Raw genomic sequence first — 17,504 nt, 5'->3', positions numbered from 1 at the left:
GATCCTGGCTCGGATTGCTCCGGAATCACGCGGTCCATGGCATGAGTCCGTATCAACTTCCGTGCGGGGGTCGCGTGCTGACCGGTTCGCGGCGACTCTTGACGGTATGGCCATGCCGCCCGCACCGCCCCACCCGCCCGGGCCGCCGGGGGACAGTCCGCCTCCGGGCGGGGGCTTCGGCCCGCCTCCCGGGGGCTTCGGCCCGCCCTCAGGGGGAAGCCACGGAAGCGGGGGCTACCCGGGCGGAAGCCGCGGACCCGGCAGGCGTCCGAGTCCTCTTTTCATCCTGATCATCGGCGCCGTCGTGGTCGCAGCCGTCGTCGCCGTGGTGCTCATGGTGTCCGGCGGCGACAACAGCCCGGGCAAGAAGTCGCCCGAGACCAGCCAGAGTCCGAGCCGAACCCCCGAGCCGTCGTTCAGTATCCCGACAGCGCTGCCTTCCAAACTCCCCACCAGACTGCCCCCGTTGCCGTCCGGGCTCCCCACCGACCTTCCGTCCGGCTTCCCGACGGATCTGCCGAGCGAGTTCCCGAGTGACCTGGAGTCGCTCGTTCCGCCGGCATGACCGGGCGGCGTACTTTATCGAGGTCGTGAAGGCGGCCTGAGCGGAAGAAGGTCCCGGCGGATCGCCGGTCCTCCAGGCAGGCTCCTCCACGGTGATGTGTTCCATCGAGGCGAGCGCGGTCGCCGGGTCCTGAGCCGCTCGTCCGGCGGGCACCCCGCCGCCGCGCTTCCGGTAGGGCCACCAGCGGCCGCCACCTCGTAGGCGCGACTGGCCTTCGGCATCGACCACCGTCCACCGGTTTGCGCGCCGCCCGCAGCATCGGCCGCTCGTCCTCGTCCTCGTCAGGCTGAGTCGAGCGCGGCACACGCGCGGGTGAGCTGTTCGCCCTCGACCGTCCACTCCTCCTTCGTCCTGGCCGCACCGGCCGACAGCCCGAGGGCGGCTCTGCTCGGCACGCGGCCTGACCGGCCCTGAGTACCGCAGCCCTCAGCACACGACCGTTCGCGCGATAGTCGCTTGGCCGCCGACCCGGATTCGGTGCTCCACGCCGTCGTGGTGAACGGTTGCTGTGATGGTTGACGGGCAGCCGAGGTGGTCGCCCATGTCGACGATGAGGCGGTCCGTACCGGATCCGGCCGCGTGCGCGGCCAGGCAGGCCGTGCTGTTGGCGTTGGCGATGTCCTCGGGGACTCCGATCGACGGCGCGAACATCCGGGCTGCCGCCCGGCCGTGCCGGTCCGGGGGCGAGTAGGCGTAGCAGCCCAGCAGACCGTGGCGGTCGCAGGAAGCGCGCAGCAGAGGGAAGTCCGGGGTGAGTTCGGCCAGCACGGCGCGGGACCGGACAGGCAGCAGCAGCCTCGGCCGCCCGTTCGACGCCACGCAGGCGTCCCCGGCGACTGCGTCCTCGGGCAGTCCGAGGCCGTGTGCGATCGCCTCCAGTTCGGGCCCTTGGGCGTCGCTCAGGCTGACCGGGCCTGGATCGAACGATGCTGTCAGGCTGTCACCGTTTCGGGTGGCCCGGCCGTCGAAGCTGCGGTGGGTCGTCCCCAGGACGGCGCGGTAGTCGTCGCCGCCTTCACGTTCGGCGAGCAGCGCGAGGGCGGCGACTGTGCCGTGGCCGCAGGCGGGCAGTTCGCCTGCGGGTCCTGGTCGCGGCCACGGCCTGGACGTAGCGGTCGGTCAGTGTCGCGATGCCGCACAGGCGCTGCAGGAAGTTCAGCGCCGTGCGCTCGCCGGTGATCAGGCTGCGCGCCGGGCCGGACAGGCGCAACAGGACGTCGCCGGCGGCCAGTCGGGCGCCGTCGGCGACGCTCGCCTCGATCTCGACCTCGGGATCGACCTGCGCGAAGACCTCGGCGACCGCGGGGAGGCCGGCGGCAATGCCGCTCTGCCGGGTGCGGACTTCGGCCGTGGCCGCCAGGTCTTCGGGAACACTCCACGCGGTGGTGATGTCGTTCCCCGAGGCGTCCTCGGCCAGGGCGGCGGCGACGGCGGCCCGTCCCGCAGCCGAGGGAAACTGTGTCGTGGTCATCTGCTCTCCATCTCCGACTGGGCGTTGAGCCTGGCGGTCACCACCACTGACGCAGCTGCAGCGCGGGTAGTGCGCCCAGGCGGTGATCGTGGGATTCCGCAGCGCACGGCGCGGGGTTACGGGGCTGGATGGTTGCCACGACGATCCCCTTTGTTTCGTTTTCCGAAGCGGTCTCCGATGGATGGTAGCGTTTCGGAATCCGAAGCATCAACCCTTGGAGGCTGGACTCCACGCCATGCCAACCCCAAAGCCCGGCAAGCCAGTTCGTGGTTCGACCACCGGTCGCCCCCTCATGGCCGCACTCGACCTGTTCGGACGGCGGTGGAGCCTGCGCATCCTTTGGGAGCTACGTGGCGGCCCCCTTGGGTTCCGCCCCTGCAGAAGCACTGCGACGACATGTCCTCCAGCGTGATGCGGCAGCGCCTGATCGAACTGCTGGATGCCCACGTGGTTCACCAACTACCCGACAGCCGGTACGAGCTCACTCCACTGGGGCAGGATGCCTGCCTCGCACTCGGCCCCCTCGTCCAGTGGTCGGAGCGCTGGGCGGCGATGCTCGACCCGCAACCAGCGCACCGCACCAGCGAGCGGCCCGCCGACGGCACCTCTCATCCCGACGCCGTGGGCGACGGGACACCCGAGAGGGGTTCTGCCGGCTGACGCCCGCGCGGCCTGGGTTGACGGCGTTCTCGGAACCTCCGCCGGCACCTAGGTCCTCGCCGCGCTCGGTGAGGTGATAGGCGTCGCCGTGCAGAGTGAGTACGCGGGCGCCGGTCAGCTCGCCCGGCCGGGTGCTGAGCACGCTCGATGACCTGCGTTCACAACGGCGCCGCAACTCCCGGAAGCCTGTGGGGGCTTGGCTCACTTCCCACAGGATGCGCCGTGTCCGGCGCCGCCCGAGCGGATCGAGTGCAGCCATGACCGGACGCCCCGAGGTGGACCCTCGTACTGGTGAGTCTGGTCGAGGCGTTCTGGCTTCCATGTCTACTCCTTGCGCTTTGGTTTTCGAAGCAGCATAGTGATGCGAAAACCGAAGCGAGAGGTGTCCATGCCGCGCATCGAACCGCTCACCCCGCCATATCGCGCGCTCATCGACCCGGTACTGCGCCGATGGATGTCTCCCGGGGTGACACACGAGCCGCTCACACTGCTCCGGGTACTGCACCGCGACCCGGAACCGGCCTCACGCACGTTCACCCTGGGGGCCGGCCTGCTGGGCCACGGACTTCTTCCCGCATTTCATCCGGACAGGGACGCCTGGTGAGCTGAGCGATTGGTGCGACTTTTAGGCAGGCTCCATCGCCAACTGAGACATCGTCTTATCTCAACAGCACACCACAATCAGCCAGTCCCTTGCGAACCGCCCTCTGAAATGCCCGGTGATCCGTCGTCCGGGCCGATCAATCCGAGTGTCGAGTCGAAGCCTGGCACGTTTGTCCGAACACAGGAGGTTTCCATGGCCAAGGGCTACTGGGTCAGTGTCTACCGCACCATTTCCGACGCCGAGAAGCTGGCCGCCTACAACAAGCTGGCCCGTGCGGCCGTCCAGGCCGAGGGCGGGCGGGTGCTCGTCCGCGGCGGTCGGGTCGTCGCCCACGACGCCGGAATCGCCGAGCGCACCGTCCTGATCGAGTTCGACACCTTTGAACAGGCGGTCGCAGCACGCGAGAGCGCGGCGTACCAGGAGGCGCTGGTCGTCCTTTCCGACGCTGTCGAGCGCGACTTCCGCATCGTCGAAGGCATCGATTGAGCGGCGCACTGGCGCCGGCTGGCGGCCCCGATGGCCTCGTCGGCAGAACTCACGCTCGCCCGAAGCGAACCACGAACCGCTACTCCTACGACAGATCGGCCCAAGAAAACCTGACTCACATTCCTGTCCAACATCGCGGGACAAGCTCTACCCGTCCGAGGCGAACACCTCGGACGGGCAGAACAGGTCGCGGACTCGTCGGTCTCAGTCCGCAGGGACCCGGTAGCCGGCTCGCTCGTCGGACGACGCACGCCGGACGTCAGGACTTCAGGCTGAGCAGGAAGGCCGGGGCTACACACCAATGCGCACGTTGACGGCGGCGTTGGCGCACTTGTGCGCCCGCGGCGACCACGCGGGCGCCGCGCCATCATGCGGGCTGGGTGGTGATGGTGCACAGGCGCTTGGTGGCCCGGGTCAGGGCCACGTACAGGTCCCTCTCCCCGCCGGGGCGGGCTGTGATGATCTCCTCGGGGTTCAGGACGACGACCCCGTCGAACTCGAGGCCACGTGCTTCGGACGCGGGCACGATGCGTGCGTGGTCGGCGATTCCGTGAGCCGTCAACTGGCTCACCCGGGTGTCCGCGCAGATCACTCCCAGGAGTTCGTCCGGCTGCGCGGTGCTCTGGGCGCGCAGTTCCTCCAGGACGGCGGTGACCAACCCGTCCCCATGTGTGGTCACGGTGCGCGGGCTCTCACCGCTGCGCAGTGACCGTGTGGGCCGCTGGTCCGGAGCGATCCGCGCGAGCAGGTCCCGGACGCTCTCCAGGATCTCCTGCGTGGTGCGGTAACTGACCGTCAGGCCGTGCAGTCTGAACCGCGTCCCGACATGCGGGCTGAGGGCTTCCTTCCAGTCGCGTGCCGTCGTGGCCGAGCCCGACTGGGCGAAGTCACCCACCAGCGTCATCGCCTTCGCCGGGCAGCGGCGGACGATCATCCGCCACTGCATAGCGGTCAGTTCCTGCGCCTCGTCGACGACGACGTGCCCGTACGTCCGATGGGGCGGCCCGTCGACCAGGCTCGCCGCCTCGTCCAGCACCGCCACGTCCGCATCGGTCCACGGGGCGTCCGGGGCACGCAGGAGAAGGGACCGCTCCTGCGGGGTCAGGGTCGGCAGGTACTCGGCCAGGGCGTCGGCATCCGTCAGCAGTGCCTTCACTAGGTTGCCGGGCACCAGCCTCGGCCACAGCGCCTCGACCGCCCGGTCGACACCGGCGTCGTCGAGGAGATCGGCCCCGATGGCGTCCAGGTCCAGCTCGTGGACCGGACCCGGGTCGGCGGCGCCCTCGGCACGGCGCTGGGCGACCCCCGTGAACCGGTCGAGGTTCAGGCCCGTCATCTGCTCGGCATCGGCGTCGATCTGCTCCAGGAGGTCGCCCAAGTCCCGTTGCATCGCGTCGGTGACGGCGTCGACCAGAAGTTCCTTGAACGCCTGGCGCGCGGGGTTGTGGCCGGATGCGGCTGCCAGGGCGCCGGCGCGCGCAGTGGCGACCTCCTTCTCGGACAGGTGGACCAGTTCCTGCCCGACCCGGACGGTGAAGTCACCGGCGGGGGCCTGGTGGTCTCGCAGCAGGGCGGCCAGGGCGTCGGCGAGGTCCAGGCCGCCCTTGAGGCGCGCCGTGTCGAACCGGTCCACCGCGTCCGGGGACACTCCGGCCAGTTCCTGACAGGTCGCCAGATCGACGTCGTTCTCCCCGAGCGAGGGAAGGACCTGGGAGATGTAGTCGAGGAAACGGGCGTTGGGGCCCACCACGAGGACGCCTACCTCCGCGGCGCGCGGGAACGCGTACAGGACGTAGGCCGCCCGGTGCAGGGCGACCACCGTCTTGCCGGTGCCGGGCCCGCCCTGCACCACGGTCACCCCGCGGTGGGGGGAGCGGACGATCTCGTCCTGCTCGGCCTGCAGCGTCGCGACGGCCGCGTGCATCCTGCCCGTACGCCGTGCCGACAGAGCCTCGGCCAACGGGCCGTCCCCCACGACGTCTTCGTCGGTCGGGGCGGTCCCGTCGAGCAGTTCGTCGCTCACCGAGACGACCGTGCGCTCCTCGAGGCGCAGGTGCCGGCGCCGCCGCAGATCCATCGGGTGGACCGGTGTCGCCTCGTAGAAGGGCCGCGCCGCGTTCGCGCGCCAGTCCACGAGCAGCGGCAGCTCGTCCTCATCCGCGTGCAGTCCGATCCGCCCGATGCGCAGGGCCGTGCCGTCCGTCCAGTCGATGCGCCCGAAGACCAGCCCCTTCTCGGCGCCTTCCAGCCGGCCGATCTCCTTGGTCAGACGGGCGGCGGCGATCTCCCTCTCGTACGCCTCGCCGGCGCCGTCAGCCGGGTCCTTCAGCACACTCGCCCGGTTCGCTCGCGCCTCGGAAAGCCGCTCGGTGAGCAGCTCATACAATGAGGAAACGTAACCTTGCTCCGATTCAACCGCACGCACGGCGGAATCATTTGTTTTTGACAACAAGGGACTCCTTCGATTCGAGCCGCACCATACGGCCAAAATTCCCTAAAGGTAAGTCTTGACTTACTTGTTGCATCTATGTCCTTGCGGCTGACCGCACTTCGTGTCATGCATTCCGTTGTTTCCTTGAATGCCGGTGACGCTTTCCCGTGCACTGGAAAGGCAGTGAATCCACGGGAAAGGTTCGTGGTCGCGTCACAGGCCCGGAACGGGGCTGGCCTGTATTCCAAATGCGGACACCGGCGGCCGCCGTGATCCGGTTGTGCGACGCGGCGAGCTGGGTGATGTTCCCGCCGCCGTCTGCGGCCCGAATACAGGACCTCAACGACTCAACATGCTGATTTGACAGGGAAGATCAGTGTGATCGTCTTGCCGAGGCCCATGTCGTCGGCCAGACAGCACCTGAGACCCAGGGACGTCATCCGGGCCAGCCGGTTCAGGCCCCGCAGCTGATAGTCACGCGGTGTGGCGTCGAGCGCGGCCGGCTGACCGGCCGGGTCCTCTGCCTCTGGAACGTCGACGGGCGTGACCTTGCGATCCTGCTGTGCGTGGGCGCGGCGGACCTCCTGGGGGTCGACGAGGACCCACTGGTCGCGCAGCCGCACCGCGGGTCGGTTCGCCTCGGCGAGACGGTCCAGCTCCTCGTGTGTGAGCTGCTGGTCGCCCAGTGCGAACCGCCAGTTGAAGCCGAGCAGCGCGTCGGCGGACAGGAACGACGGAGTGGCCGACGCGACTTCTCCGGGGCCCGTGTCCTCGTCGGGCGGCCCGATGGCCGCGTGGGTGGTCAGCTTGCGGGCCAGCTCCTTGGGCCAGTGCACCTCCACCCCGGCGAGGGGCAGGGCGCGGGCGCCTTCCCTGAGCAACTCGGTGATCTCTTCGTCGGCCGGCTCGACGGCGTCCGGCACGGTCGCGGAGAGCAGCGGCGTGAGCGGCGGCCAGGTCCGGGCCGCCGCTCGGCGCAGCACGAGCAGGGCGTCCATCCATGCGCGCGGGCCGAAGGCGCGGCCGGGTGCGCCGGGCGAAGCCCATGACTCGGCCGCGTCCGCGACCAGCCCGGGCTCGCTCACACTGTGCACCTGGAGCACGGCACGTAACCGCAGGGCCGACCCGTCCGGCCCGGCCGACGCCGACCCAGGCACCTCCACCCTCGGTGAGATCCGCACCCCCGCGTCGTGCCCGGCGGCGACCTCGGCGGCCCACGCCCGCTGTTCCGGCATCTGCCGCGGTTCCCGCACCGCGTAGGCGGCTCCGCCTGCGGCGGGGGAGCGGGGCAGCGCGTCGGCGGCGGCGTCCAGGAATGCTCGCAGCAGCCGCTCGGGGCCGGGCGGCCGTGGCGGCTCTGCGCCCTCCAACGGCACGGCATCCGCCTCCGGGGGCATCGCGGCGCCGAGTTCGCGAACGCGTTCCACATCCGCCGCGCCGAGCGGTCCGGCCCGCCAGGCGTCGTGGTCCGCCGCGGAGAGGCCGGGCAGCAACAGCCCGCACGCGGCCAGTTGCAGGGCGACAACGGCGGCCGTACCCCAGAACGCCGTCACCCTGTGACCCTGTGCGGCGGCACGCGCCCGCGCGAGGACCGGCAGCGCAGCACGCGCCGGGAGCAGGAGGGCGGTCACCTGTGTCCGCTCGACACCCCGGTCGCCGGCCAGGATCACGGTCAGGTCGTCGACGGTTCCCCCGGCCACGGTGGGCGGCGCGGCGCCGTCGGGCCGCCAGAACGCCATCCGGCCGGCGCGGGCCGGATCGCCGGGTACGAACACGGCACAGCAGCCGGCCAGTTCGGAGATCTCGTCCGGTGTCGCCGCAGGAATCCTCTGCACAGTGATGGGCATTCCTCAAATTTGACTACTGGGGGTACGCGTCGCCGAGGGTACAGCACCCCGGTGGTGCATTCGCGGCGGTTTTCGGCCGTGCGCGCAGTCATCCGGCCCCTGGGGTGTCGTCAACCCCCGGGTGGCAGCGGGGGTTTCCCCCGTCGGGACACGGGTGGTGGCGCCATGGTCGTCAGGGGCCCATTTCGTACGTTTCCTCAGGTCAGCCCGATCCTCGGAGAGACCCGGAGACCGCCATGCCCCAGACCGCCGTCCTCGCCGCCGAACCTCCGGGCGCCTCCGCAGCGCAGTCCACCGGCAGTGAGTTCGCGCCCCTCCTGCGCACCGTCAAAGGGCAGGGGCTTCTGGAACGTCGGTACACCTGGTACGCCCTCGGGATCGCCGGCAACATGCTCGCCCTGGCCGGCATCGTCACGGGCATCGTGCTGATCGGCAGCTCCTGGTGGGTTCTGCTCCTCGCCCCGCCGTTCGCCGTGTTCTGCGCCCGCACGGCCTTCATAGGCCACGACGCGGGCCACGCCCAGATCACCGGCGACAGGGCCGTCAGCCGTGCGATCGGCCTGGTCCACGCCGACCTGCTGCTGGGGATGAGCTATTCCTGGTGGATCGACAAGCACAACCGCCACCACGCCAACCCCAACCACATCGAGAAGGATCCCGACGTCGTCGCCGACGTCCTGGTGTTCACGGGTGAACAGGCACGGCATCGCACCGGCTTCCAGGGCTGGCTGACCCGTCATCAGGCCTGGCTCTTCTTCCCTCTCACGCTCCTTGAGGGCGTCGCTCTGAAGATCACCGGCTTCAGGTACCTGCGCCGACAGGCGGCCCGGGAACGAGCCGTGGAGGCCGTGCTCCTGGTGACCCATGTCGTCGCCTACGTGACGCTGCTGCTGACCTCACTCTCGCTCGGCCAGGCACTCGCCTTCGCCGCCCTCCACCAGTCGCTGTTCGGCCTCCACCTGGGCATGGCCTTCGCGCCCAACCACAAGGGCATGGAGATGCCCGACCCCGACGGCGAGCGCTGGGGCCATCTGCGCCGCCAGGTACTGACCTCCCGCAACGTCCGCGGCAGCGCCCTGACCGACTGGTTCCTCGGGGGCCTCAACTACCAGGTCGAGCACCATCTCTTCCCGAGCATGCCCCGCCCCCATCTGCGGCTCGCCCAGCCGACGGTGCGCGCCTACTGCCGTGAGGTGGGTATGCCCTATACGGAGACAGGGCTCGTCGACTCGTACCGGCAGGCTTTGCGGCACATGTACGAGGTGGGAGAGCCACTCAGGGGAGAGTAGGGGTCGCATCTCAGGGACGTCTCAGGGTCGCGGTCCGGAACCGTGGGAGGCGCGGGCCCGTTTTTCAGAGCAGAGAGCGGCACTGGCCGCGAAGGAGGCGACACCCATGTCGAGGAACGCGAAGATCGCCGCAGGGGGCGTGGCAGTCGGGATCATCCTGTTGTTCTGGCTGCCGTGGTGGGCCGCGCTGCTGATAGTGCTGGGAGTCCCGGCAGCCGCCTACCTCACGCTGGACCCCGTACAGCGGCGCAGGGTGCGCCGCGTCACACGCAAGGAGATCGGCCGCTGAGGGGGCGCCGTTCGATGCCCCGCGCCCACTGCCGCTGACACCCCACGGGGCCCGCAGAAGCGTCTGGCGCGCTGACGCCGCCCGGAACCACAGGCATTCGGGCGGCGTCGGCCGACGAGGGCTCAGCTGGGGCGTACGGCCATTTTGTCGAGTGCTTCGAGGAGACCGGGCAGCTCCGGGCCCCGGCCCACCGGCAGTACCTCTCCGGGCTCGTCGTCGAGCAAAACGAACGCGATGTCGTCGGTTCTGGCCACCATCGACCAGCCGGGACCGTCGGCGCGCAGAGTCCGCGCGTCGCCCGGAGCGAAGGAGGAGCGGACGCGACCGAGGGGCGGAGGTGTCTCCACGTACGCGCGCACCTCCGCCATGACGCGCCGGATGCCTGCACCAGGTCGCTTCACGACGCCGTCGGCCCCGCCAGGGGTGTGCTCGGTCGGTGCTGCGCCGCCCTCGGACGGGTCTGCGGTGTCCGCGGCCCGGTCCGTGTCCGTCTCGGCCTTTGCGGGTTCACCCTCGGGCGCCGTCGACCCGCCGCCCGCAGGGGCGAAGTCCTCGTCACTGAGCTGTTCCCGCCAGGTCGCCCACTGGCGGGCGATCTCGTCGGCGCCCAGACGCCGCTGGGCAGGGCCCCACGAGGCGGTGTCCGGCGGAGCGAGAGGCGGCCGGTCCGCGACGTCGGGGCCCGGGTCGTGCGGGGCGGGGACGTCGGGAGCCGCGACGGCGACGGCGAGAGGCCAGCCGGGCAGGGCCGCGACGACCGTGTGCTCCTCCGGCGACAGGTCGTATTCCATTCCGCAGTCCCACGACGCGATCGCGACCGCGACCAGGGAGACGTCGTCGATGGCGACGGTCCACCGCGCACCGTCGCCGTCCTGGCCGAGCACCAGCCCGTACCCGTCGGCGAGAGGCGCGAGGCCGAGCGCCGTACATGCCTCCGGATAGTCGTCGCCCAGCACGCTCGGGAACTGCGCGGGCGTCAGCAGTGCCGCAGTGAGCACGTAGAGCGCGTCGTCCGCGGTGGCGACGGCTTCCTCGTCCGTCTCTGCCATCCCAGCCTCCCCATAGGTTCTTCCGTCGGCGCGCACCCTAATCTGATCGGAACACTGTTGTCACGGCTCCCACTCCTCCCGGAGCTGCTGCTTTCCTGCCGGGCAGGGGGAATCGACCGGATGTACCCGCTTCGGTCAGTTCCTCGGCAGCCCGAGGAGTTCCCGGGCCACCGTCCGCGGCGACTCGTCGCGCTCTCTGGCCAGCGCGATGACGGCCCGGCACGCCAGCTCGTTCACCCCGAACGACAGTGCCTCCGGAGGCACCCAGGTCACGGCCTCGTCCATCTGATCCTGGTCGTCCTCCGCGCACGCCGACACATACACGGCGGCGGCCTCGAAAAGATTGTGCGTGCGTTTCTTCCGCCCCGCGCTCTCTTCCTCTTCCGAGCGCCAGGACCGGAGGAATCTTGTGAACGATTTACGGATGCCGCCGAACACGCGGACCACCTTCCCCCTGTGTGGTTGCCAAGGTTGATCGTTCATCTGCCGGTGTCCAACGTAGAGTTGGAGCGCCCACGGCAGAAGAGGCCAGTCGCGGTGAGGCGGCCCGCGGCGGCCGTCTCGGTCAGACCGGTCGCACGGCCAGCACCAGAAATCGTGCGTCCTCGTCCACGTAGGAAGTCATGTGCCACCCCGCACCGGTCAGCAGCGGACCGAGACTGGCCTCCGCCCGCAGGTCCTGCGGGGTGATTTGCCGGCCCTGTCGGGCAGCCAGCGCGGCTCTGCCGATCGGGTGGAACAGCGCCAGGGTGCCGCCGGGGCGCACCACGCGCGCGAGTTCCCGCAGGTTCTCGCCCGGATGCGGCAGATGCGCGATCAGGCCCGCCGCGAACACGGCGTCGAGCGACTCCGAACGCAGCGGGAGGGCCGCCGCGTCGGCGAGCAGCAGTTGCCCGTCGAGGCCCCGTCCGGCCCGTACCGCGGCCTCCAGCATGGCTGGGGTCAGATCCGCCCCCAGGACCACTCCCGAGGGCCCCACGGCGGCACGCAGCGGCTTCAGGGCGCGCCCGGTGCCACAGCCCGCGTCCAGCACCCGGGATCCCTCACGCAGCCCCAAGTCGGCGACCGCGGCGGCGTAGGCGGGCCCGTCGTCGGGGAATCTGCTGTCCCAGTCGGCCGCGCGGGCGGTGAAGAACTCCTGGACGTGTGTGTGGTCGTCGCTCATGTTCCGCATGATCCCGCACAGACGCGAAGTACCCCAGGGCGCGCATGTTCGAGCTGGCCGCGATCGTTCAGGCGCATTTCCCTGTCATATTTCAATACCTTTCGAAATGCGCTCCCGATGTGCCCCCTTGCCCCCACTAGCGTCCCGTGGTCATGGGACACCTGGACCACGCCGCCTTCGGCTGGCTGACCCCCGCACTGTCATACGTGATGGCCTGCACAGGCGCCGCCCTCGGCTTGCGCTGCACCGTCCGTGCGCTCGGCGCGACCGGGCGCTCGCGCCGCAACTGGCTCGTCACCGCGGCCTCCGCGATCGGTACCGGCATCTGGACCATGCACTTCGTGGCCATGCTCGGCTTCAGCGTCGGCGGCACCGACATCCGTTACGACGTGCCACTGACCATCCTCAGCCTCCTCGTCGCCATGGCTGTCGTCTCCACCGGGGTCTTCGCCGTCGGCTACGGGCACGACCGGGCCCGCGCCCTCTTCGTCGGCGGACTCACCACCGGGCTGGGCGTGGCGAGCATGCACTACCTCGGCATGGCCGCGGTACGCCTGCACGGTGACGTGAAGTACGACCCGGCGCTCGTCGCGCTCTCCGTGGTGATCGCCGTCGTCGCTGCCACCGCGGCCTTGTGGGCGGCCCTGAACATCAAGTCGCCGATGGCGGTGACCGTCGCCTCGCTCGTCATGGGGGCGGCCGTCAGCAGCATGCACTACACCGCGATGTTCGCGGTGCGCGTGGACGTCACGCCCTCCGGCGAGACGCTGCCCGGGGCCACGGCGATGCAGTTCATCTTCCCCCTCGCCGTCGGCCTCGGGTCCTACCTCTTCCTGACCTCGGCGTTCGTCGCACTGTCGCCGACGGCCGGGGAACGCCAGGAATCCGAGTCCGCCCAGCGACCGGTCGACAGCCTCGCCGCCCGTCAGTGACGCACGGCGGGCTGTCCACGACCCGCGGGCAGACCCGAACCACCACGAGCGAGGAGGCCATGCGCACACCCCGTAGGACCCCGAGACCCAGCGCCGGGACGGCGCCCCCGCCCCCGACGCGCGGACGCCGCGCGCACGCCGGTCCGCCGGCCGACGAAGGCTCCGACGAACTGCTCGGAACCATGCCCGACGAGATGCCCTCGCGCGCGGGACGCTGGCGGCTGCGACCAGGAACCGTCCGCGCCAAGATCGTCTGCCTGCTGATGGTGCCGGTTGTCTCGCTCCTCGCGCTGTGGGCGTACGCCACCGTCACCACGGCCCAGGACGTCGCCCGGCTGCGGCAGTTGCAGCGCGTCGACTCCCAGGTGCGCGCCCCGGTCGCCGCCGCCGTCGCCGCGCTCCAGGCCGAACGCGAGGCCGCCGTACGCCGCGCCACCGATCCGGCCGCCGTATCGGGGTTCGACCTCAGGACGCTCGGCGAGCACACCGACCGGACCGTGGCGAAGCTTCGCCTCGGCGGCCGCAACACCGTCGCCGACGGCGAGGAACTGCCCGCCGGGGTCGCGGAGCGACTGGAAACCTTCGTCGTCGGCGTCGAACAACTGCGCACGCTGCGAGCCTCGGTACTCGACCGCCGTACGGGATGGGCCGAGGCCTACGCGCGCTACACCAGGAGCATCTCCGAAGCCTTCGCCGTGGGCGGTGCGCTCACCGGCATTCAGGACGCCCAACTCGGCTCCGACGCGCGCGTACTGCTCGAATTCTCCCGTGCGGGAGAGTCGCTGGCCCAGGAGGACACCGTTCTCGCCGGGGCGCGGCTCGCCGGGCGGCTCGACGGACAGCGGCTGCGGCTCTTCACCGGAGCAGTCGACACCCGCCGTAACCTGCTGGAAGCCACCGCGTCGGACCTGCGTGGCCCGGAGCGAGCCACCTGGCAGAACCTCGCGGCAGGTACCGCGTACGCCACTCTGGCCGCCGTCGAGGACAAGGTGCTCGGCGCCCGCCCGGGCGTCAGGGCGATCGCCGCCGCACCCGAAGCGACCTGGGCCGGAACACACGCACGCGTGCGGGACGGTATGCGGGCCATCGAGACGGACGCGGGCCACGACGTCGCGCACCGGGCCGATCCCTTCACCCGGGGCCTGCTCACCCCGGCCGGCGCCGCGGTGCTCTTCGGCCTCGCCTCCGTCGTCGCCTCCCTGGTGATCTCCGTACGCATCGGACGCGGCCTCGTGGTCGAGCTGGTGAGTCTGCGCAACAGCGCCCTGGAGATCGCCCGCCACAAACTTCCGCAGGCCATGCTGAAGCTGCGCGCGGGAGAGGAGATCGACATCCGGGCCGAGGCACCCCAAGGACCGCCCGCCGAGGACGAGACCGAGCAGGTCGCGGAGGCCCTCGCCACCGTCCACCGTGCCGCGCTGCACGCCGCCGTGGAACGCGCGGAACTCGCCAGCGGCATCTCCGGGGTCTTCGTCAACCTCGCGCGCCGCAGCCAGGTCCTCGTCCACCGCCAGCTGAGTCTCCTCGACAGCATGGAGCGCAGATCCGACGACCCGAACGAACTCAGTGACCTGTTCCGGCTGGACCACCTCACCACCCGTATGCGGCGCCACGCGGAGAGCCTGATCATCCTCTCCGGAGCGGCGCCCGGCCGGGCCTGGCGCCTGCCGGTCTCCCTGACGAACGTGGTCCGCGCCGCCGTCTCCGAAGTCGAGGACTACGCGCGCGTGGAGGTACGCCAATTCCCCGAGGCGGCCGTCGCCGGCGCCGCCGTCGCCGACCTCACGCATCTCCTGGCCGAGATCGTCGAGAACGCGGCCCAGTTCTCACCCCCGCACACCCGGGTACGCGTCACCGGAGAACCGGTCGGCAACGGCTACGCCGTGGAGGTCGAGGACCGGGGCCTCGGGATGGGTCGGGAAACCCTCGCGGAGGCGAACCGCCGCATCGAACAGTCCGAGGCGCTCGACCTGTTCGACAGCGACCGGCTCGGGCTCTTCGTGGTCAGCAGGCTCGCCGCGCGGCACGGCATCAAGGTGCACCTGCGGACCTCTCCCTACGGCGGGACCACCGCGGTCGTCCTGCTGCCCACGGCACTGCTGCACGGCGGCGCGGCCGAACGCGCGCCCCGCGCGGCGGTGGACCGGCAGCGAGCTGTCGAGCGCGAGTACGCGCGCGTGCCCGTTGCCACCGCCCCGTCCCAGGAGCCGGTGCAGGCGTCGGCGGACCGCCCCGCACTCGTGGCTCCCGTACAGGCCGTGGCGGAGACCGCCTCCGAAACCCCACCCCCAGGAGTCACCGCCCTGCGGCTGCACCGTCCTCCAGAGGACCCCGGCGACGCGGAGGAGAGCGACGACCTCCCGCGGCGCGTTCGACAGGCGCACCTCGCTCCCCAACTGCGCGAACAGCGCCCGGCGGAGCCGACACGGACGCCGGGTGCCCGCAGCGAGGAGAAGCGCACCCCGGAGGCCGTACGAGACCGCATGGCGGCCTACCACGACGGCTGGGTGCGGGGCGGCGGCAGGTCACCCGGCCGCGGAGCCGCCCGAGGTTCCGAAACCGGCAGAGACAGCAGCGAAGGAGACCGCGCATGATCAAGGACCCGGGCACGAGGGCGGAGCGGCGCTCCGGCGAACTCGACTGGCTGCTGGACGACCTCGTACTGCGCGTCAGCGAGGTACGGCACGCGGTGGTGCTCTCCAACGACGGACTCGCGGTGGGCGCCTCCACCGATCTCAAACGCGAGGACGCGGAGCACCTGGCCGCGGTCGCCTCGGGCTTCCACAGCCTTGCCAAGGGTGCGGGACGGCACTTCGGCGCCGGTGGCGTGCGGCAGACCATGGTGGAGATGGACGACGGCTTCCTGTTCGTCGCCGCCGCGGGCGACGGCTCCTGCCTCGCGGTACTCACCGCCGTGACCGCCGACATAGGCCTCGTGGCGTACGAGATGGCGCGGCTGGTGAAACGCGTGGGCGAGCACCTCCACACGGCGCCTCGGTCAGCTGCCCGCCCGCCTGCCGCCGGATGAGGCGAGAGGGCAGTCCGCACAGATGACCGAGGACACGACAGGCACCCTGCGGGAACCGGGCAGCCAGTGGTACGACAACGAGGCCGGGCCCCTCGTCCGTCCGTACGCCATGACGGGCGGACGCACCAGACCCGGCCCCACGGGGGTGCGCTTCGACCTGATCGCGCTCGTCACGCTCGACCCGGGCGCGCCCGCCATGGACGACGACACCGTGCTCGGCCCCGAGCATCGGACCCTCGTCGACCTGTGCCGTACGGAGACACAGTCCGTCGCCGAACTCGCCGCGGACGCCGACCTCCCCGTAGGAGTGGTGAGGGTGCTGCTCGGTGACCTCCTGGAACTGGGCTGTGTCACCGTCAGCCGTCCGGTACCGCCCGCGCAGCTGCCCGATGAACGCATTCTGCGCGAGGTGATCGAAGGACTGAGGGCGCTGTAGATGAGAGGCCCATTCCCCGGCGAGGAGAAGCCGTTGTCATGATGCCGAACTCGCACACACGCGGCGACACCGCGCGCGGAGCCACCGCGGGGGCGCGGTACACACCCATGAACGTCGACCTTTGCCGGCCCTCCCGAGAGAAGTGATCGATGGTCTCCGAGCACTCCGACGCCACGGACGACGAGATGTCCGCACTGGCGCTGAAGATTCTGGTCGCCGGTGGATTCGGCGTGGGTAAGACCACCCTGGTGGGCGCGGTCAGTGAGATCAGGCCGCTGCGCACCGAGGAACTGCTGAGCGAGGCAGGCCAGTCGGTGGACGACACCGACGGTGTGGACCAGAAGGTCACCACGACCGTCGCCATGGACTTCGGCCGCATCACCATTCGCTCAGGCCTGTCCCTGTATCTGTTCGGTACGCCGGGCCAGGACCGTTTCTGGTTTCTGTGGGACGAACTGTCGCAAGGCGCCCTCGGGGCCGTCGTCCTCGCGGACACCCGCCGACTGGAGGACTGTTTCCCCGCCGTGGACTACTTCGAGCACCGCCACATCCCCTTCGTGGTGGCCGTCAACTGCTTCGCGGGCGCCCGCTCCTACAACGTGCAGGACGTGTCGCGCGCCCTCGACCTCGACCAGGGCACGCCCGTGGTGCTCTGCGACGCCCGCGACCGTGACTCGGGCAAGGAAGTGCTGATCCGACTGGTCGAGTACGCCGGGCGGATGCACACCGCCCGGCTGCTCGACTCCGTGAGCTGACGCGAGGAGCGCGCGAGTGAGCCGCGCCCTTCCTCAGTGGGCGACGGCGGTCTGCGCCAGCACCTTCTCGATGCGGACGCGGACGAGCAGTTCCCCGGGAACACCGTTTCGGGCGCCGAACTCCTCGGCCCGCTCCTCGCCCATGTAACGCGCGCCGATGCGCGCGGCCCAGTGCCGGACGTCGTCCAGTTCCTCCGACAGCGTCGCCCGGCCCTGGATCACGACGTAGTCGAAAGGTGGCCGGTCGTCGTCCACGCACAGCGCTATCCGGCCGTCGCGGGCCAGGTTGCGCCCCTTCACCGTGTCCTTCCCGGTGTTGAACACCAGGTCATCACCGTCGAGCAGAAACCAGATCGGGGCCACGTGCGGGCTTCCGTCCGCTCGGACGCTCGACAGCTTTCCGGTGCGGGTGCCGTGCGAGACGAAGGCCCGCCATTCCTCGTCAGTCATCTTCTGTGCCATGCGCCCATCCTGCTTGCTCGGAGGGCGGCCGTGGG

General features: G+C 70.6%; 19 protein-coding genes. 11 read left to right on the top strand and 8 right to left on the bottom strand.

The window, feature by feature from the left end:
• The first annotated feature begins 304 nt into the window (after window positions 1-304).
• Window positions 305-565, top strand: coding sequence for a hypothetical protein (locus QA861_RS27665; RefSeq protein WP_334591317.1), 261 nt, complete (start codon window positions 305-307; stop codon window positions 563-565).
• A gap of 426 nt (window positions 566-991) precedes the next feature.
• Here QA861_RS27665 and QA861_RS27655 read toward each other — a convergent pair whose 3' ends face one another.
• A complete protein-coding gene (locus tag QA861_RS27655) occupies window positions 992-1,597 on the bottom strand; it encodes a PhzF family phenazine biosynthesis protein (RefSeq protein ID WP_334594861.1) in 606 nt (201 codons plus the stop codon).
• The gene (locus QA861_RS27650) at window positions 1,581-2,036 is read right to left on the bottom strand and encodes a nicotinate-nucleotide diphosphorylase (protein ID WP_334591316.1); all 456 of its coding nucleotides are present in this window, start codon (window positions 2,034-2,036) and stop codon (window positions 1,581-1,583) included. The genes QA861_RS27655 and QA861_RS27650 overlap by 17 nt, the downstream gene beginning before the upstream one ends.
• A gap of 396 nt (window positions 2,037-2,432) precedes the next feature.
• Between QA861_RS27650 and QA861_RS27645 the strand changes: the two genes are divergently transcribed.
• From QA861_RS27645 to QA861_RS27630, 3 genes are all read left to right on the top strand, one after another.
• The gene (locus tag QA861_RS27645) at window positions 2,433-2,696 is read left to right on the top strand and encodes a hypothetical protein (protein ID WP_334595061.1); all 264 of its coding nucleotides are present in this window, start codon (window positions 2,433-2,435) and stop codon (window positions 2,694-2,696) included.
• A 388-nt stretch (window positions 2,697-3,084) separates the two neighbouring features.
• On the top strand, window positions 3,085-3,300 hold the full coding sequence (locus QA861_RS27635; protein ID WP_334591315.1) for a hypothetical protein: 216 nt from the start codon (window positions 3,085-3,087) through the stop codon (window positions 3,298-3,300).
• A 192-nt stretch (window positions 3,301-3,492) separates the two neighbouring features.
• On the top strand, window positions 3,493-3,786 hold the full coding sequence (locus QA861_RS27630) for a DUF1330 domain-containing protein (RefSeq protein ID WP_334591314.1): 294 nt from the start codon (window positions 3,493-3,495) through the stop codon (window positions 3,784-3,786).
• A gap of 367 nt (window positions 3,787-4,153) precedes the next feature.
• Here the strand turns inward: QA861_RS27630 and QA861_RS27625 are convergent, their stop codons facing one another.
• Together QA861_RS27625 and QA861_RS27620 are read right to left on the bottom strand one after the other, a co-directional pair.
• Window positions 4,154-6,235, bottom strand: a complete 2,082-nt coding sequence (locus tag QA861_RS27625) for a HelD family protein (RefSeq protein ID WP_503461757.1) — start codon at window positions 6,233-6,235, stop codon at window positions 4,154-4,156.
• Between the two features lie 329 nt (window positions 6,236-6,564).
• A complete protein-coding gene (locus tag QA861_RS27620) occupies window positions 6,565-8,064 on the bottom strand; it encodes an SNF2 helicase-associated domain-containing protein (RefSeq protein WP_503461754.1) in 1,500 nt (499 codons plus the stop codon).
• Between the two features lie 236 nt (window positions 8,065-8,300).
• On the opposite strand from QA861_RS27620, the gene QA861_RS27615 reads away from it, so the two are divergent.
• Together QA861_RS27615 and QA861_RS27610 are read left to right on the top strand one after the other, a co-directional pair.
• Window positions 8,301-9,353 carry a fatty acid desaturase family protein gene (locus QA861_RS27615; protein ID WP_334591312.1) on the top strand — a complete coding sequence of 351 codons (1,053 nt, stop codon included), beginning with the start codon at window positions 8,301-8,303 and terminating at the stop codon, window positions 9,351-9,353.
• A gap of 106 nt (window positions 9,354-9,459) precedes the next feature.
• Window positions 9,460-9,642, top strand: a complete 183-nt coding sequence (locus tag QA861_RS27610; protein ID WP_334591311.1) for a tail-anchor membrane protein — start codon at window positions 9,460-9,462, stop codon at window positions 9,640-9,642.
• A 122-nt stretch (window positions 9,643-9,764) separates the two neighbouring features.
• Here the strand turns inward: QA861_RS27610 and QA861_RS27605 are convergent, their stop codons facing one another.
• The 3 genes from QA861_RS27605 to QA861_RS27595 all read right to left on the bottom strand — a co-directional run bounded on the left by QA861_RS27605 (window position 9,765) and on the right by QA861_RS27595 (window position 11,865).
• Window positions 9,765-10,691: a hypothetical protein gene (locus QA861_RS27605; RefSeq protein ID WP_334591310.1), complete on the bottom strand. Its 927-nt coding sequence runs from the start codon at window positions 10,689-10,691 to the stop codon at window positions 9,765-9,767.
• A gap of 135 nt (window positions 10,692-10,826) precedes the next feature.
• Window positions 10,827-11,129, bottom strand: a complete 303-nt coding sequence (locus tag QA861_RS27600; RefSeq protein ID WP_334591309.1) for a hypothetical protein — start codon at window positions 11,127-11,129, stop codon at window positions 10,827-10,829.
• A gap of 127 nt (window positions 11,130-11,256) precedes the next feature.
• Window positions 11,257-11,865 carry a class I SAM-dependent methyltransferase gene (locus tag QA861_RS27595; protein ID WP_334591308.1) on the bottom strand — a complete coding sequence of 203 codons (609 nt, stop codon included), beginning with the start codon at window positions 11,863-11,865 and terminating at the stop codon, window positions 11,257-11,259.
• Between the two features lie 143 nt (window positions 11,866-12,008).
• On the opposite strand from QA861_RS27595, the gene QA861_RS27590 reads away from it, so the two are divergent.
• From QA861_RS27590 to QA861_RS27570, 5 genes are all read left to right on the top strand, one after another.
• Window positions 12,009-12,788: an MHYT domain-containing protein gene (locus QA861_RS27590; RefSeq protein ID WP_334591307.1), complete on the top strand. Its 780-nt coding sequence runs from the start codon at window positions 12,009-12,011 to the stop codon at window positions 12,786-12,788.
• Window positions 12,789-12,847: 59 nt separating this feature from the next.
• A complete protein-coding gene (locus QA861_RS27585) occupies window positions 12,848-15,382 on the top strand; it encodes a nitrate- and nitrite sensing domain-containing protein (protein ID WP_334591306.1) in 2,535 nt (844 codons plus the stop codon).
• Entirely contained in the window at window positions 15,379-15,816 is a 438-nt protein-coding gene (locus QA861_RS27580; RefSeq protein WP_334591305.1) for a roadblock/LC7 domain-containing protein, read from the top strand. The genes QA861_RS27585 and QA861_RS27580 overlap by 4 nt, the downstream gene beginning before the upstream one ends.
• 22 nt (window positions 15,817-15,838) lie before the next feature.
• Window positions 15,839-16,252, top strand: a complete 414-nt coding sequence (locus tag QA861_RS27575; RefSeq protein ID WP_334591303.1) for a DUF742 domain-containing protein — start codon at window positions 15,839-15,841, stop codon at window positions 16,250-16,252.
• Window positions 16,253-16,401: 149 nt separating this feature from the next.
• Entirely contained in the window at window positions 16,402-17,007 is a 606-nt protein-coding gene (locus tag QA861_RS27570; RefSeq protein WP_334591302.1) for a GTP-binding protein, read from the top strand.
• 33 nt (window positions 17,008-17,040) lie between these two features.
• Here the strand turns inward: QA861_RS27570 and QA861_RS27565 are convergent, their stop codons facing one another.
• Complete coding sequence (locus tag QA861_RS27565) at window positions 17,041-17,469, bottom strand: PPOX class F420-dependent oxidoreductase (RefSeq protein ID WP_334591300.1); 429 nt, start codon at window positions 17,467-17,469, stop codon at window positions 17,041-17,043.
• Window positions 17,470-17,504: the final 35 nt, after the last annotated feature.

Origin of the sequence: Streptomyces sp. B21-083 (genome assembly GCF_036898825.1) — a bacterium.
Classification (GTDB): Bacteria; Actinomycetota; Actinomycetes; order Streptomycetales; family Streptomycetaceae; genus Streptomyces.
The sequence above is the reverse complement of the archived record's forward strand: the minus strand, read 5'-3'. Positions and strand labels throughout refer to the sequence as shown.

Excerpts from the sequence above, each read along its gene's own strand:
- QA861_RS27610 (WP_334591311.1), top strand. The coding sequence starts at position 9,460 with ATGTCGAGGAACGCGAAGATCGCCGCAGGGGGCGTGGCAGTCGGGATC.
- QA861_RS27635 (WP_334591315.1), top strand. The coding sequence starts at position 3,085 with ATGCCGCGCATCGAACCGCTCACCCCGCCATATCGCGCGCTCATCGAC.
- QA861_RS27570 (WP_334591302.1), top strand. The coding sequence starts at position 16,402 with ATGGTCTCCGAGCACTCCGACGCCACGGACGACGAGATGTCCGCACTG.
- QA861_RS27605 (WP_334591310.1), bottom strand. The coding sequence starts at position 10,691 with ATGGCAGAGACGGACGAGGAAGCCGTCGCCACCGCGGACGACGCGCTC.
- QA861_RS27620 (WP_503461754.1), bottom strand. The coding sequence starts at position 8,064 with ATGCCCATCACTGTGCAGAGGATTCCTGCGGCGACACCGGACGAGATC.
- QA861_RS27615 (WP_334591312.1), top strand. The coding sequence starts at position 8,301 with ATGCCCCAGACCGCCGTCCTCGCCGCCGAACCTCCGGGCGCCTCCGCA.
- QA861_RS27630 (WP_334591314.1), top strand. The coding sequence starts at position 3,493 with ATGGCCAAGGGCTACTGGGTCAGTGTCTACCGCACCATTTCCGACGCC.
- QA861_RS27565 (WP_334591300.1), bottom strand. The coding sequence starts at position 17,469 with ATGGCACAGAAGATGACTGACGAGGAATGGCGGGCCTTCGTCTCGCAC.
- QA861_RS27645 (WP_334595061.1), top strand. The coding sequence starts at position 2,433 with ATGTCCTCCAGCGTGATGCGGCAGCGCCTGATCGAACTGCTGGATGCC.
- QA861_RS27595 (WP_334591308.1), bottom strand. The coding sequence starts at position 11,865 with ATGCGGAACATGAGCGACGACCACACACACGTCCAGGAGTTCTTCACC.
- QA861_RS27585 (WP_334591306.1), top strand. The coding sequence starts at position 12,848 with ATGCGCACACCCCGTAGGACCCCGAGACCCAGCGCCGGGACGGCGCCC.
- QA861_RS27650 (WP_334591316.1), bottom strand. The coding sequence starts at position 2,036 with ATGACCACGACACAGTTTCCCTCGGCTGCGGGACGGGCCGCCGTCGCC.
- QA861_RS27580 (WP_334591305.1), top strand. The coding sequence starts at position 15,379 with ATGATCAAGGACCCGGGCACGAGGGCGGAGCGGCGCTCCGGCGAACTC.
- QA861_RS27590 (WP_334591307.1), top strand. The coding sequence starts at position 12,009 with ATGGGACACCTGGACCACGCCGCCTTCGGCTGGCTGACCCCCGCACTG.
- QA861_RS27575 (WP_334591303.1), top strand. The coding sequence starts at position 15,839 with ATGACCGAGGACACGACAGGCACCCTGCGGGAACCGGGCAGCCAGTGG.